Here is a 14805-nt window from a genome sequence, read left to right on the forward strand (position 1 = left end):
GACAGTGCGCTCATGAAGAATGGGCCGCGTGATGCAGGCGGCGGATGCCGGTGCGGACGAGGTGTCCGGCGTGCCGGCAACGCCCCGGAGGGGCAGCGAAACGAGAAAAGCGGGCCTGTCGGGCGGGCTTTCCTGTGGATGCAATTTCGATCGAGGCACCGGCCCGCAGCGTGCGGACGGACTTCTCTCAAAATCGAAAAGACAGAGATTGAATGTTGAAACAGGCGACATGATAGCACGATGACGGATGATCGTGCAAATTGCCGGGAGTCGCCCGTCTGGCGGGGCCTCCGGCGCGCTCCGCTCGGGTATGATCGGCGGCGCGCGGCGCGGCCGTGCCGCCCGTCGCGACGGGGCTGAATTCGCGAGGAACCGGATGACCGAACTGATCAGGATCGCGGCGCTGTTCGCCGCTACCGCGCTGGCCGAAATCGTCGGCTGTTATCTGCCGTGGCTCGTGCTGAAGGCCGGGCGTCCGGCCTGGCTGCTGGTGCCGGCCGCGCTGTCGCTCGCGCTGTTCGCGTGGCTGCTGACGCTGCACCCCAGTGCGGCGGGGCGCACGTATGCCGCGTACGGCGGCGTGTACATCGCGGTGGCGCTGGTCTGGCTGCGGGTGGTCGACGGCGTCGCGCTGACCCGCTGGGACGTGGCCGGCGCGGTGCTCGCGCTCGGCGGGATGGCCGTCATCGCGCTGCAGCCGCGCGCGTAAGCGCGGCCGCGGCGCGGGCCGCGTGCGTCAGGCCGCTTCGGCGGTATCCGTGTCGGCGGGCTGGCGCCACACGCAGGTGCCCTTGACCGACTTGTCGAGCTCGTCGAGCTGAGCCTGGTGCGCGGCCAACTCGTCGTCGCTTGCGACCACTACAGGCAGGTCGAGCGCGGCGAGCGACACGCGCTTGCCGTTCGCGGCGCCGCCGTCGGCGCTCGCGTCGTCGAGCATGTCGATCACGAGGCTGTCCTGGCCGCGCGTCATCGCGAGATACACCTCGGCGAGCAGCTCCGAGTCGAGCAGCGCGCCGTGCAGCGTGCGGTGCGCGTTGCTGATGCCGAAGCGGTCGCACAGCGCGTCGAGCGAGTTGCGCTTGCCGGGGAACATCTGCTTGGCCTGCACCAGCGTGTCGATCACGCCGCCGCAATGCTCGGTGAACGGCGGCAGGCCGAGCCGCGCGAATTCGGCGTCGAGGAAGCCCAGGTCGAACGGCGCGTTGTGGATGATCAGCTCGGCGTCCTTCACGAAGTCGAGGATCTGGTGGGCGACTTCCGCGAATTTCGGCTTGTCGCTCAAGAATTCGGTCGTGAGGCCGTGCACCGCCAGTGCGCCCGGATCGCTGTCGCGCTCGGGGTTCACGTAGAAGTGCAGGTTGTTGCCGGTGAGCCGCCGGTTCAGCAGCTCGACGCAGCCGATTTCGATGAGGCGGTCGCCCGTGCGGGCGTTCAGGCCGGTGGTTTCGGTATCGAGAATGATCTGGCGCATATCGGGAAAAGCAACAAAAACAGGAGAGGGCGGCCGCGGTTCAGGCGACCAGCGATTCGACGCCGCGATTCGCGAGCGCGTCCGCGCGCTCGTTTTCGGGATGGCCCGCGTGACCCCTGACCCAGCGCCACTCGATCTCGTGCTGCGCGACAAGCGCGTCGAGCCGCTTCCACAGGTCGGCATTCTTCACGGGCGTCTTCGCCGCGGTGACCCAGCCTTTCTTCTTCCACCCGTGGATCCACTCGCTGATGCCCTTCTGCACGTATTGCGAGTCGGTATGCACGATCACCCGGCACGGCCGCTTCAGCGCTTCGAGCGCGGCGATCACGCCCATCAGCTCCATGCGGTTGTTGGTCGTGTTCGGCTCGCCGCCGAACAGTTCCTTTTCCTGACTGCCGTAGCGCAGCAGGGCGCCCCAGCCGCCGGGGCCGGGGTTGCCCTTGCAGGCGCCGTCGGTATAGATGTCGATGGTGTCGGTTGTCATGAACGTTCTTGGTGGGTGGTCGGGGAGGCCGCCGGCGTCAGGCCCGGTGCGAGCACGGGCTTCTTCATCTTGATCGGGCCGACGAGGCGCATGCCGCGCACGCGCTTGACGGCCGTCACCATGTAGACGGCGCCGAAGATCGGCCACCAGCGGTCGCCGGCGGCCTCCATGAAGCCGTAGCGGGCCAGCCACTTGTCGGTGGCGAGCGGCGGCCGGTAGCAGCCGAAGCGGCCGCGTTCGAGGTCGAAGCCGAGCAGCTTGATCCAGTCCTTGAGCCGGATGAACGCGATCTGGTCGCGCGTGGCCGGCACGAACGGGCGGTTCGCCATGCGCCCGAACGACTGCCGCATGCCCCACAGGCTCAGCGAATTGAAGCCGGTGATCACGAGCTGGCCTTCCGGCATCAGCACGCGCTCGGCCTCGCGCAGCAGACGGTGCGGGTCGGACGTGAATTCGAGCGTGTGCGGCATCACGATCAGGTCGACGCTCTGCGACTCGAACGGCAGGTCGAGCAGGTCGCACCAGGTCGTGCTGCGATCGGCGGGCGCGTGGACCGCCGTGTGTGCTTCGCGCGCCCACGGATACTGGTACGGCGCGCTCGCGCCGCTCGCCGGGTCGAGCACGAGGCCGCGATACGGCATGCGGTTCTCGCGCAGCGCGTCGAGCTGCGGCAGGCCGAGCTGCAGCGCGTGGAAGCCGAAGACGTCGGATACGATCCGGTCGAGCTGCGCCTGCTCCCAGCCCAGCACGTAGCGGCCGGGCGGCGAGTCGGTCCAGGCGGGCCAGTCTATAATTTGACGGTCAGACATAACGATGATTGCGCGCCTATGAACGAGCTGGAATACGTGCCGGTTCCGGCATTCGAAGACAACTATATCTGGCTCGTCTCGGACGGCCGCGATGCGATCGCCGTCGACCCGGGTGAAGCCGCGCCCGTACGCCGGGTTCTTGCCGAACGAGGCTGGCGGTTGACCGCTATTTTACTCACGCACCACCACGCCGACCACGTCGGCGGTGTCGATGCGCTGCTGCATAGCCAACCGGCCGATGCGCCGCTCACCGTTTACGGCCCCGCCGCCGAAGCGATCGACGTGGTCACGCGGCCGCTGTCGGGCGGCGATCGCGTGACGCTCGACGCGCCGGCCGTCGCATTCGACGTGCTCGACGTGCCGGGCCATACGCGCGGCCACATTGCGTATTTTCAGGCGGCCGGCCAAGGCGCGGGCGGGCGGGGCAACGCCGTGCCGCACGTGTTCTGCGGCGACACGCTGTTCTCGTGTGGCTGCGGCCGCCTGTTCGAAGGCACGCCCGCGCAGATGCTCGCGTCGCTCGACGCGCTCGCGGCGCTGCCGGATGATACCCGCGTGCATTGCGCACACGAATACACGCTGTCGAACATCCGCTTCGCACTCGCGTGCGAGCCGGGCAATGCGGCGCTCGCCGCGTGGCGCGACGACGCGCAGGCGCTGCGTGCGCGTGGCGTGCCGACGCTGCCCACTACGATCGCCCACGAACGTGCCGTTAACCCGTTCATGCGGGCCGACAGCGCGGCGATCCACGCGACGCTCGCGGCCGAGCTGCACGAAACGGTGACGGATCGTCTGGCGGCATTCACGCTGATGCGCGAATGGAAAAACCGGTTCCGATGACGTTTTCCGGAGGACTCCAAAGCTCAAGCGGTGTCTGTAAAAATTGCTCCAAATGTAGGATTTCGCTGAGTTTTCGGTGTTTTTATTGACGTGAAGCACGCACTTCCGTAGTATCGCCTGCAATTTCCAGCCGTCGGAAGCCGAGATTTTCATGCGACTTATATTGAGTGCGATGGTGGTGCTGCTACTCGCCGCTTGTGCGAGCCAGCCTCCTGTCGCCAACAACGCCGCCGATTCGCAGGCGACGTCCAACTACCTCCGTAAATCAGCCACCGCCAAAGAAACTGTCGACGTCGACAAGCAATCCGTCGGCGACCTGACCAGTGCAGACTCCGATCTCTGGGCGCGCATCCGCCGCGGCTTCCAGATGCCCGATCTGCAGAGCGATCTCGTCGACATGCAGACGACCTGGTATACGCAGCGTCCCGATTACGTGCAGCGCATGACCGAGCGCTCGCAGAAGTACCTGTATCACATCGTCGAGGAACTCGAGGCGCGTCACATGCCGACCGAGCTCGCGCTGCTGCCGTTCATCGAGTCCGCATACAACCCGCAGGCGCTGTCGGTCGCGAAGGCGGCCGGCATGTGGCAGTTCATGCCCGGCACCGGCCGCACGTACAACCTGAAGCGCAACATGTGGCAGGACGAGCGCCGCGACGTGCTCGCGTCGACGAGCGCCGCGCTCGACTACCTGTCCCGTCTGCACGACATGTTCGGCGACTGGTATCTGGCGCTGGCCGCGTACAACTGGGGCGAGGGCAACGTGCAGCGTGCGATCGCGCGCAACCAGGCGGCCGGCCTGCCGACCGACTACCAGAGCCTGCGGATGCCGAACGAGACGCGCAACTACGTGCCGAAGCTGCAGGCGGTGAAGAACATCATCGCGAGCCCGCAGCAGTACGGCCTGACGCTGCCGGATATCCCGAACCACCCGTATTTCGTGACGGTCACGACGTCGCGCGACATCGACGTGGCGGTGGCCGCGAAGCTCGCGAACCTGCCGCTCGACGAGTTCCGCTCGCTGAACCCGTCGTTCTCGAAGCCCGTGATCCTCGGCGCGACCGAGCCGCAGATCCTGCTGCCGTTCGACAACGCGTCCGCGTTCGAGAAGAACCTGAAAGCCTATAGCGGCCAGTTGTCGTCGTGGACCACCTATACGGTCAGCGAGCGTGCGCGTCCGGCTGCGATCGCCGAGAAGATCGGCGTCGACGCCGATACGCTGATGTCGGTCAACAAGATTCCGGCCGGCATGCGCCTGAAGCCGGGCTCGACGATCGTCGTGCCGCGCGGCGATGACGACGACGAGGACATCAGCGCCGACGTCGCCGAAAACGGCGCACTCGCGATGGAGCCCGACGTCCCCGATACGCGCAAGATGCTGATCCGCGTGCGTCGCAAGCAGTCGATGGCTGCGCTCGCCGGCCGCTACGGCGTGTCGGTCGGCCAGTTGAAGGCGTGGAACCGGACGCACCGCGATGTCGTGATGCCGGGGCAGGCGCTCGTGCTGCACGTGCCGGTCGGCCGTTCGGTGCCGGCGGAACCCGGTCCGGAGCGGATCGCGACGTCGACGGGCGGTGCGCACATCGAGCGCGCGAGCCTGGCGGTCGGCGGCAAGTCGCACGGCGGCAAGCGCGGCGCCGCCAAGTCGTCGGCCCGGCCGGCGGCGAAGTCGGCGAAGGCCGCTCCCGCGAAAGCCGCGCCGGCCAAGACCGCCGCGCACAAGGGCAAGAAGAAGTAAGCGCGGCTAGCGTGGCGGCCGGTCAGGCCGGCACGATTGCGCTATCATCCGACGAATTCGACGAAACGCCGTCACCGAGGTGACGGCGTTTTCGTTTGTGCGCGGCGGGCGGCGCTACGTCGCGCGTCTTCATCTTCATGGGGCAAGGGGGAGCGATGTCGTCGGTGCAGGTGAGGGTGCTCGCGCTGTTTTCGGTCGGGTATTTCGTATCGTATGTGTTCCGCGGCGTCAATCTGGGCTTCGCGCCGTTCGTCACGCACGAGCTCGGCCTGTCGGCCGCCGATCTCGGTCTCCTCACCAGCCTCTATTTCCTCGGTTTCGCGGGGGCGCAGATTCCGGCCGGCGTGATGCTCGACCACTTCGGCCCGCGCCGCGTGACGGCCGGCATGCTGCTGTTTGCGGCGGCCGGCGCGGCCGTGTTCGGCGCGGCGCACGGCATCGGCACGATGATGGTCGGCCGGCTGCTGATCGGCGTTGGCGTATCGGTGTGTCTCGGCGCGGCGTTCAAGGCGCTCGCGCAACATTTCCCCGTCGGCCGGCTGCCGCTCGTCAACGGCCTCGTGATGGCTGTGGGCGGCCTCGGCGGCGTGATGGTCGGTTCGCCGCTGACCTGGCTGCTCGGCTGGGCGAGCTGGCGCGCGATCTGTTTCGGCCTCGCGGTGCTGACGGTGGTCGTCGCGGCATCGATCGGCTTCGGCGCGCCCGACGCGCAGCAGGCACGCCATCAGGGCGGGCTCGTCAGCCAGTTCAAGGGCACGTGGCACATCCTGGGCAGCCGCGCGTTCTGGAAGATCGCGTCGTTCTCCGTCGTCACGCAAGGCGTGTTCTATGCGATGCAGTCGCTATGGGTCGGTCCGTATCTTCGCGATGTCGGCGGGTTCGATGCGCAGCATGCCGCGCGTCTCGTGTCGGTGCTCGGCTTCGCGATGATGGCCGGCTGCGTCGGCTTCGGCGCGGCGGCGCGCGTGCTCGAGCGGCGCGGCGTGTCGGTCTACGCGACTTGCGGCATCGGCATGGCGCTGTTCGTCGCGACGCAATTCGCGATCGTCGCGCGCGTGCCGTTGCCGCCCGCCATGCTGTGGGCCGCCTACGGAGTGTTCGGCGGCGTGGGTATCTTGACCTACGCGGTGATGGCCGGCCACTTTCCCGCTCATCTGATCGGCCGCGCGAACACGACGCTCACGCTCGTGATCTTCCTGCTGATCTTCGCGTTCCAGATCGGCGTCGGCGCCGTGCTGTCGCACTGGCCGGCGGTCGACGGCCGTTATCCGGCCGCCGCGCACTTCACCGCCTGGGGCGTGCTGCTCGCGCTGCAGCTCGCGAGCGCGGTCTGGTATGTGTGGCCCGCGCGCGGCGCTGGCCAAGCGCACTGATCCGGCGGTACGCTGACGGGCAGGGCGGCCGCGAAAACAGGGCCGCAGCACGTCGCGCCGGGCGGCAGGGCGCGGCGCGCGCACGATCGGACGGCCATATCGATTGAAGATAGGCCCATTTTCAGGCTATAATTTGAAAGTTTGTGCTGATCAACCTCGCACCCTAGCGCCTACCTCATTCATCCCGTTCATCCGCCGCACGCCGCCTGCCGGGCGATGCCGCGAAGCCTCGTGCGCCACGCGCCGGGTTCGCGTCTCGACAACGCAGGCCGCGTCCAGCTAGCGACCACGCGCGCCCACGCAGCGCGGCGCTCGCGCGGCAGGGTAAACAGGTCGGCAGCAGGGTGTTCCCCAAGGAGCCTCCCGTGTTGCCGTCTTTTTCTCCCGCCTTGCTTGCACTCGCCGACGGCACGGTCTTTCGTGGTTATTCGATCGGGGCCGAAGGCCATACGATCGGCGAAGTCGTGTTCAATACCGCGATCACCGGCTATCAGGAAATCCTGACTGATCCGAGCTACTCGCGCCAGATCGTCACGCTCACCTATCCGCATATCGGCAACGTCGGCGTCAACGCCGAGGACGTCGAAGCCACGAAAGTCCATGCCGCCGGCCTGATCATCCGCGATCTGCCGACGCTCGCATCGAACTTCCGCATGGACCGCACGCTCGGCGACTACCTGCGCGACGAAGGCGTCGTCGCGATCGCCGGCATCGATACCCGCAAGCTGACCCGCATCCTGCGCGACAAGGGCGCGCAGAACGGCTGCATCCTGACGGGCTCCGACGACGAAGCGAAGGCGATCGAGCTGGCGCGCTCGTTCCCGGGCCTCGCCGGCATGGATCTCGCGAAGGTCGTGTCGACTACCAAGCCGTTCGAGTGGAAGCAGACGGAATGGCGTCTCGAAGGCGGCTACGGCATGCAGGAAGCGCCGAAGTACCGCGTCGTCGCGTACGACTTCGGCGTCAAGTACAACATCCTGCGCATGCTGGCCGAGCGCGGCTGCCATGTGACGGTGCTGCCGGCGCAGGCGAGCGCGGAAGATGCGCTCGCGCTGAATCCGGACGGCGTGTTCCTGTCGAACGGCCCCGGCGATCCGGAGCCGTGCGATTACGCGATCGCGGCCACGAAGGCATTCATCGAACGCGGCGTGCCGACCTTCGGCATCTGCCTCGGCCACCAGATCATGGGCCTCGCGGTCGGCGCGAAGACGCTCAAGATGAAGACGGGCCACCACGGCGCGAACCATCCGGTGAAGGACCTCGGCGACGGCCGGGTCGTGATCACGTCGCAGAACCACGGCTTCGCGGTGGACGCCGATTCGCTGCCGGCCAATGCGCGCGTGACCCACGTGTCGCTGTTCGACGGCACGCTGCAGGGTTTCGAGCTGACCGACAAGCCGGCGTTCTGCTTCCAGGGCCACCCGGAAGCGTCGCCCGGCCCGCACGACATCGGCTACCTGTTCGACCGTTTCACCGCGCTGATGGATGCGGCGAAGCAGCGCAACGCCTAAGTCACTGACGCAACCGAAGGACGGGAGATTCACATCATGTTCGGCCACGCACTCGGCATCACGGATATCTGGACCTACGTGTTCGGCGTGATCTTCATCATCCTGCTGCCGGGGCCGAACTCGATGTACGTGCTGTCGCTCGCCGCGCAGCGCGGCGTGAAGGCCGGCTACCGCGCGGCCTGCGGCGTGTTCGTCGGCGATACGGTGCTGATGGTGCTGTCCGCCGCGGGCGTCGCGTCGCTGCTGAAGGCGAACCCGCTGCTGTTCTCCGTCGTCAAGTACGGCGGCGCCGCGTACCTGCTGTACATCGGCACCGGGATGCTGCGCAGCGCGTGGAGCAAGCTGCGCGCGCGCGGCGATGCACCGGTCGATGCGCCGCAGGCGGTGGACGGCGAACGTCCGTTCCGCAAGGCGCTGATCGTGAGCCTGCTGAATCCGAAGGCGATCCTGTTCTTCATCTCGTTCTTCATCCAGTTCGTCGACCCGGCATTTCCGCATCCCGCGCTGTCGTTCGTCGTGCTCGGGGCGATCGCGCAATGCGCGAGCTTCCTGTACCTGAGCACGCTGATCTTCGCGGGCGCGCGGCTCGCCGAGCATTTCCGCCGCCGCCGCAAGCTCGCGGCAGGCGCGGCGAGCAGCGTGGGCGGCCTGTTCATCGGTTTCTCGGTGAAGCTGGCGCTCGCGACCATGAGCTGAGCGCCGCCGGCCGACCCACGACAACGATTACTTATTGAATTCACAAGCCATGCCAAAACGCACAGACATCAAGAGCATCCTCATCATCGGCGCCGGCCCGATCATCATCGGCCAGGCGTGCGAGTTCGACTATTCGGGCGCGCAGGCTTGCAAGGCGTTGCGTGAGGAGGGCTACAAGGTCGTTCTCGTCAACAGCAACCCGGCGACGATCATGACCGACCCGAACACGGCCGACGTGACCTACATCGAGCCGATCACGTGGGAAGTCGTCGCACGCATCATCGAGAAGGAGCGCCCGGACGCGATCCTGCCGACGATGGGCGGCCAGACCGCGCTGAACTGCGCGCTCGACCTGCACCACCACGGCGTGCTCGAGAAGTTCGGCGTCGAACTGATCGGCGCGTCTCCGGAAGCGATCGACAAGGCTGAAGACCGCCAGAAGTTCAAGGACGCGATGACCAAGATCGGTCTCGGCTCCGCGAAGTCGGGCATCGCGCACTCGATGGAAGAAGCGACCAAGGTGCACGCCGAGATCATGGCGGCCACCGGCGGCAGCGGCTACCCGGTCGTGATCCGTCCGTCGTTCACGCTCGGCGGCTCGGGCGGCGGCATCGCGTACAACCGCGAAGAGTTCGAGGAGATCTGCAAGCGCGGTCTCGACCTGTCGCCCACGCGCGAGCTGCTGATCGAAGAGTCGCTGCTCGGCTGGAAGGAATACGAGATGGAAGTCGTGCGCGACCGCGCCGACAACTGCATCATCGTCTGCTCGATCGAAAACCTCGACCCGATGGGCGTGCACACCGGCGACTCGATCACGGTCGCGCCGGCGCAGACGCTCACCGACAAGGAATACCAGATCCTGCGTAACGCATCGCTCGCGGTGCTGCGCGAGATCGGCGTCGACACGGGCGGCTCGAACGTGCAGTTCTCGATCAACCCGAAGGACGGCCGCATGGTCGTCATCGAGATGAACCCGCGCGTGTCGCGTTCGTCGGCGCTCGCGTCGAAGGCCACCGGCTTCCCGATCGCGAAGGTCGCCGCGAAGCTGGCGGTCGGCTACACGCTCGACGAGCTGAAGAACGAAATCACCGGCGGCCAGACGCCGGCGTCGTTCGAACCGACGATCGACTACGTCGTCACGAAGATCCCGCGTTTCGCGTTCGAGAAGTTCCGCGAAGCCGATTCGCGCCTGACCACGCAGATGAAGTCGGTCGGCGAAGTGATGGCGATCGGCCGCACGTTCCAGGAATCGTTCCAGAAGGCGCTGCGCGGCCTCGAGGTCGGGGTCGACGGCCTCGACGAGAAGTCGACCAACCGCGACGAGATCGCGATCGAGATCCACGAGCCGGGCCCGGACCGCATCTGGTACGTCGGCGATGCGTTCCGCATCGGCATGACGGCCGAGGAAATCTTCGCGGAAACCGCGATCGACCCGTGGTTCCTCGAGCAGATCGAGCAGATCATCCTGAAGGAAAAGGCGCTGTCGGGCCGCACGCTCGCGTCGCTGACGTTCGACGAGCTGCGCTACCTGAAGCAGAGCGGCTTCTCCGACCGCCGCCTCGCGAAGCTGCTCGGCGCGACGCCGGAAGACGTCCGCAAGCGTCGCGTCGAACTGAACGTGCGCCCGGTCTACAAGCGTGTCGACACGTGCGCGGCCGAGTTCGCGACGAAAACCGCCTACATGTACTCGACCTACGAGGAAGAGTGCGAGGCGCAGCCGACCACGAACAAGAAGATCATGGTGCTGGGCGGCGGCCCGAACCGGATCGGCCAGGGCATCGAGTTCGACTACTGCTGCGTGCACGCGGCGCTCGCGATGCGCGAGGACGGCTACGAAACGATCATGGTCAACTGCAACCCGGAAACGGTGTCGACCGACTACGACACGTCCGACCGCCTGTACTTCGAGCCGCTGACGCTCGAGGACGTGCTCGAGATCGTCGACAAGGAAAAGCCGGTCGGCGTGATCGTCCAGTACGGCGGCCAGACGCCGCTGAAGCTCGCGCTCGACCTCGAGGCGCACGGCGTGCCGATCGTCGGCACGTCGCCGGACATGATCGACGCGGCCGAAGACCGCGAACGCTTCCAGAAGCTGCTGCAGGACCTCGGCCTGCGCCAGCCGCCGAACCGTACCGCCCGCGCCGAAGACGAAGCGCTCGCGCTGGCCGACGAAATCGGCTATCCGCTGGTCGTGCGCCCGTCGTACGTGCTCGGCGGCCGCGCGATGGAAATCGTCCACGAGCCGCGCGACCTCGAGCGCTACATGCGCGAGGCCGTGAAGGTGTCGAACGATTCGCCGGTGCTGCTCGACCGCTTCCTGAACGATGCGATCGAGTGCGACGTCGACTGCATCTGCGACGGCGAAGCGGTGTTCATCGGCGGCGTGATGGAGCACATCGAGCAGGCGGGCGTTCACTCGGGCGACTCGGCATGCTCGCTGCCGCCGTACTCGCTGTCGAAGGAAACCGTGGCCGAGCTGAAGCGCCAGACGGGCGCGATGGCGAAGGCGCTGAACGTGGTCGGCCTGATGAACGTGCAGTTCGCGATCCAGCAGGTGCCGCAGGCGGACGGCTCGAAGCAGGACATCATCTACGTGCTGGAAGTGAACCCGCGCGCGTCGCGCACGGTGCCGTACGTGTCGAAGGCGACCAGCCTGCCGCTCGCGAAGATCGCGGCGCGCGCGATGGTCGGCCAGAAGCTCGCGCAGCAGGGCGTGACGAAGGAAGTCGAGCCGCCGTACTTCAGCGTGAAGGAAGCTGTGTTCCCGTTCGTCAAGTTCCCGACCGTCGATCCGGTCCTCGGGCCCGAAATGCGCTCGACCGGCGAGGTGATGGGCGTCGGCCAGACGTTCGGCGAAGCGCTGTTCAAGTCGCAGCTCGCGGCCGGTTCGCGCCTGCCGGAGTCGGGCACGGTGCTGCTGACCGTGATGGACGCGGACAAGCCGAAGGCCGTCGAAGTCGCGCGCATGCTGCACGACCTCGGCTACCCGATCGTCGCGACCAAGGGGACGGCAGCCGCGATCGAAGCGGCCGGCGTGCCGGTGAAGGTCGTGAACAAGGTGAAGGACGGCCGTCCGCACATCGTCGACATGATCAAGAACGGCGAGATCGCACTCGTGTTCACGACGGTCGACGAGACGCGCCAGGCGATCGCCGATTCGCGCTCGATCCGCATGAGCGCGCAGGCGCACAAGGTCACGTACTACACGACGATGTCGGGCGCGCGCGCGGCGGTCGAAGGCCTGCGCTACCTGAAGGATCTGGAAGTCTATGATTTACAAGGTCTTCACGCTCGCCTAAACTAAGCGGTCAGTTACCTGTCGAAGCAACACGTGCCGCGATTAGGCGGTGTTTCCAGTGCATCGGAAGCGCGCTTAATCGCGGTGATTTTTTTTATAGCCGTTTTTAGCGATTGAGCCGTTTATGAGCACCATTCCGTTGACAAAGCGTGGCGCAGAGCAACTGCGCGATGAATTGCAGCGCCTCAAGTCCGTCGAGCGGCCGGCCGTGATCAACGCGATCGCGGAGGCCCGCGCACAGGGCGATCTGTCCGAAAACGCCGAATACGACGCAGCGAAGGAAAAGCAGGGCTTTATCGAGGGCCGCATCGCGGAACTCGAATCCAAGCTGTCCGCCGCGCAAATCATCGATCCCACGGTGCTCGACGCCGATGGCCGCGTGGTGTTCGCCGCGACGGTCGAACTCGAGGATCTCGAGTCGGGCGACACCGTCAAGTACCAGATCGTCGGCGACGACGAAGCCGATATCGATCACGGCCTGATCTCGGTCAGCTCGCCGATCGCGCGTGCGCTGATCGGCAAGTCCGAAGGCGACGTCGCGGCCGTGCAGGCGCCGAGCGGCGTGCGCGAGTACGAAATCATCTCGGTCAGCTACATCTGAAGCGGGGCGACGTGATGCCGCATCGCGTGTTCCGTCTGCTGTCGGCCGTGTGGGTCGGCAGCCTGCTGACGATCGGGTATGCGGTCGCGCCCGTATTGTTCAAGACGCTGGAGCGGATGACGGCCGGTTCGGTCGCCGCCCAGCTGTTCCGTATCGAGGCGATCCTCGGCGTCGTGTGCGGCGTACTGCTGCTCGCGCTGTCGAATCAGCAGGTGCGGCGCGGCAGCAGCGAGTATCGCCGCGTGCGCTGGATCGTCGCCGCGATGGTCGTATGCGTGCTGGTCGGGTATTTTGCGCTGCAGCCGTTCATGAACGCGCTGCGCGTGGCCGCGATGGATGCGGGCACCGATATCGCGAATTCGCCGTATGCGAGCCGCTTCGGGATGCTGCACGGCGTCTCGAGCGTGTTCTATCTCGTCGAAAGCGTGCTGGGGCTGATGCTGATCTGGCGTCTGCCGGCGCGCGACGCCTGAACGCCCGTCGCTGCGCGTTGCGCAACGACGGGGCAGGGCGGCACGGCAATCCGTGCCGCACCGGCGCGTTACTTGTCCTGGAACGGCCGCTTGGTGCTGGCCTGGCGCTTTTTCGCGCGCTTCACGGTACCGCCTGCCGTCACGCGTTCGTTGCCGCGCACCGTGACCTTGACCGGCCGCGGACGGCGCACGGGGCTCGCGTTCGGCGACACCTTGACGACCTTGACGGTGCGCGGTGCACGGCCTTTCTTGTCGTCCGCGGCTTCTGCCGCGCTCGGCAGCGCACCGGCACGACGGCCGCGGGCCGGCGCCGCAACCACGGCCTCGGGCTTCCAGATCACCAGCAGCTTGCCGATGTGTTGAATCGGCGCCGCGTTCAGGCGGTCGCAGATCTCGTCGTAGATTGCGATGCGCGTGTCGCGCTCGTCGCCGAACACGCGGATCTTGATCAGCTGGTGCGCATCGAGGTGCACCTTGATTTCCTTCAGCACGGCGTCGGTCAGCCCTTCGGCGCCGATCAGCACGACGGGCTTGAGCGCATGGGCCTGGGAGCGCAGCGCGGAGCGCTCGGCGGGAGAAAGCGAAAGGGCGGGCATGGAAATGTCGAAATCTAAATAAGGGCGCGCTGGCTGAAAAGCGATCGCGGGACGTTACCGCGTCAGCCGTGCGCCGAAACCACGTAAAATCGCGGCTTGGGCCTGAAAAGGGGCCGCAGCCGCGCGAAGAAGACGCGTATTATCCGCTAAAAGCGCGGCTTCACGAAGCAATTGGCAGCAATCTCTCTCTCGAATGGCAAAAAACCGCTTCAACCAGCACTGGCTGCACGACCACATCAACGACCCGTACGTCAAAATGGCGCAGCGGGAGGGCTATCGCGCGCGCGCCGCGTACAAGCTGAAGGAAATCGACGAGCAGGACAAGCTGATCCGTCCGGGCCAGGTGATCGTCGATCTCGGCGCCACGCCGGGCAGCTGGAGCCAGTATGCCCGCAACAAGCTCGCGCAGGGCAAGAAGCGCGACGCGGAGCGCGAAGGCGGCATCGACGGCACGATCGTTGCGCTCGACATCCTGCCGATGGAGCCGATCGCCGACGTCCACTTCCTGCAGGGCGATTTCCGCGAGGACGAGGTCCTTCACCAGCTCGAAGAAGTGCTCGAAGGCCGCGCGGTGGACCTTGTTATTTCCGACATGGCCCCCAACCTCTCTGGCGTGGCCTCGGCGGACGCGGCGCGCATCGAGCATCTCTGCGATCTGGCGCTCGAATTCGCGCAGAACCATCTGAAGCCGGACGGTGCGCTGCTCGTGAAGTGCTTTCACGGCAGCGGCTACAGCCAGATCGTCGAGAAATTCAAACAGCAGTTTAAGGTTGTCGCGCCGCGCAAGCCCAAGGCATCCCGCGACAAATCGTCCGAAACGTTCATTTTGGGTCGGCAGCTGAAGCATCCGCGCTGATGCGGAGTGCGGTGCCGCAAACGGGCTCCGGCCCTTGCCAGACAAGCGAAGCGCTATCG

Annotated in this window: 14 protein-coding genes; 10 read left to right on the forward strand and 4 right to left on the reverse strand. The window is 66.4% G+C overall.

Features of this window, described 5'->3' with window-relative positions; genetic code table 11:
- Window positions 1–376 precede the first annotated feature (376 nt).
- The gene (locus H0X95_RS06410; RefSeq protein WP_034200763.1) at window positions 377–709 is read left to right on the forward strand and encodes a YnfA family protein; all 333 of its coding nucleotides are present in this window, start codon (window positions 377–379) and stop codon (window positions 707–709) included.
- A gap of 27 nt (window positions 710–736) precedes the next feature.
- On the opposite strand, the gene dnaQ is transcribed toward H0X95_RS06410, so the two are convergent.
- Genes dnaQ through H0X95_RS06425 form a run of 3 tightly spaced genes read right to left on the reverse strand, consistent with a single transcriptional unit; the run spans window position 737 to window position 2764 of the window.
- Window positions 737–1471 (reverse strand): DNA polymerase III subunit epsilon, encoded by a 735-nt coding sequence (dnaQ, locus tag H0X95_RS06415; RefSeq protein ID WP_006490614.1) that lies wholly within the window; start codon window positions 1469–1471, stop codon window positions 737–739.
- A 40-nt stretch (window positions 1472–1511) separates the two neighbouring features.
- Window positions 1512–1955 carry a ribonuclease HI gene (rnhA, locus tag H0X95_RS06420; protein WP_058901315.1) on the reverse strand — a complete coding sequence of 148 codons (444 nt, stop codon included), beginning with the start codon at window positions 1953–1955 and terminating at the stop codon, window positions 1512–1514.
- The gene (locus H0X95_RS06425) at window positions 1952–2764 is read right to left on the reverse strand and encodes a class I SAM-dependent methyltransferase (RefSeq protein WP_006490597.1); all 813 of its coding nucleotides are present in this window, start codon (window positions 2762–2764) and stop codon (window positions 1952–1954) included. The genes rnhA and H0X95_RS06425 overlap by 4 nt, the downstream gene beginning before the upstream one ends.
- An 18-nt stretch (window positions 2765–2782) precedes the next feature.
- On the opposite strand from H0X95_RS06425, the gene gloB reads away from it, so the two are divergent.
- The 8 genes from gloB (at window position 2783) to H0X95_RS06465 (ending at window position 13294) form a co-directional block, all read left to right on the forward strand.
- On the forward strand, window positions 2783–3604 hold the full coding sequence (gene gloB / locus H0X95_RS06430) for a hydroxyacylglutathione hydrolase (protein ID WP_084750106.1): 822 nt from the start codon (window positions 2783–2785) through the stop codon (window positions 3602–3604).
- 151 nt (window positions 3605–3755) lie between these two features.
- Entirely contained in the window at window positions 3756–5342 is a 1587-nt protein-coding gene (locus H0X95_RS06435; RefSeq protein ID WP_012492491.1) for a transglycosylase SLT domain-containing protein, read from the forward strand.
- Window positions 5343–5497: 155 nt separating this feature from the next.
- Window positions 5498–6715 carry an MFS transporter gene (locus H0X95_RS06440; RefSeq protein ID WP_080331315.1) on the forward strand — a complete coding sequence of 406 codons (1218 nt, stop codon included), beginning with the start codon at window positions 5498–5500 and terminating at the stop codon, window positions 6713–6715.
- A gap of 365 nt (window positions 6716–7080) precedes the next feature.
- Window positions 7081–8226, forward strand: coding sequence for a glutamine-hydrolyzing carbamoyl-phosphate synthase small subunit (gene carA / locus H0X95_RS06445; RefSeq protein ID WP_006490550.1), 1146 nt, complete (start codon window positions 7081–7083; stop codon window positions 8224–8226).
- A 36-nt stretch (window positions 8227–8262) separates the two neighbouring features.
- Complete coding sequence (gene leuE / locus H0X95_RS06450; RefSeq protein ID WP_006490589.1) at window positions 8263–8922, forward strand: leucine efflux protein LeuE; 660 nt, start codon at window positions 8263–8265, stop codon at window positions 8920–8922.
- A 49-nt stretch (window positions 8923–8971) separates the two neighbouring features.
- Window positions 8972–12226: a carbamoyl-phosphate synthase large subunit gene (gene carB, locus H0X95_RS06455; RefSeq protein ID WP_006490587.1), complete on the forward strand. Its 3255-nt coding sequence runs from the start codon at window positions 8972–8974 to the stop codon at window positions 12224–12226.
- A gap of 118 nt (window positions 12227–12344) precedes the next feature.
- On the forward strand, window positions 12345–12821 hold the full coding sequence (gene greA / locus H0X95_RS06460; RefSeq protein ID WP_006476345.1) for a transcription elongation factor GreA: 477 nt from the start codon (window positions 12345–12347) through the stop codon (window positions 12819–12821).
- Window positions 12822–12835: 14 nt separating this feature from the next.
- On the forward strand, window positions 12836–13294 hold the full coding sequence (locus tag H0X95_RS06465) for a DUF4149 domain-containing protein (protein ID WP_006497614.1): 459 nt from the start codon (window positions 12836–12838) through the stop codon (window positions 13292–13294).
- Window positions 13295–13362: 68 nt separating this feature from the next.
- On the opposite strand, the gene H0X95_RS06470 is transcribed toward H0X95_RS06465, so the two are convergent.
- A complete protein-coding gene (locus H0X95_RS06470) occupies window positions 13363–13890 on the reverse strand; it encodes a YhbY family RNA-binding protein (protein ID WP_058901318.1) in 528 nt (175 codons plus the stop codon).
- A gap of 193 nt (window positions 13891–14083) precedes the next feature.
- Here H0X95_RS06470 and H0X95_RS06475 point away from each other — a divergent pair, with 193 nt between their 5' ends.
- Window positions 14084–14746 carry an RlmE family RNA methyltransferase gene (locus H0X95_RS06475; RefSeq protein ID WP_006497613.1) on the forward strand — a complete coding sequence of 221 codons (663 nt, stop codon included), beginning with the start codon at window positions 14084–14086 and terminating at the stop codon, window positions 14744–14746.
- Window positions 14747–14805 lie beyond the last annotated feature (59 nt).

This window comes from Burkholderia sp. 9779_493, from assembly GCF_015712215.1.
GTDB classification, from domain to species: Bacteria; Pseudomonadota; Gammaproteobacteria; order Burkholderiales; family Burkholderiaceae; genus Burkholderia; species Burkholderia cenocepacia.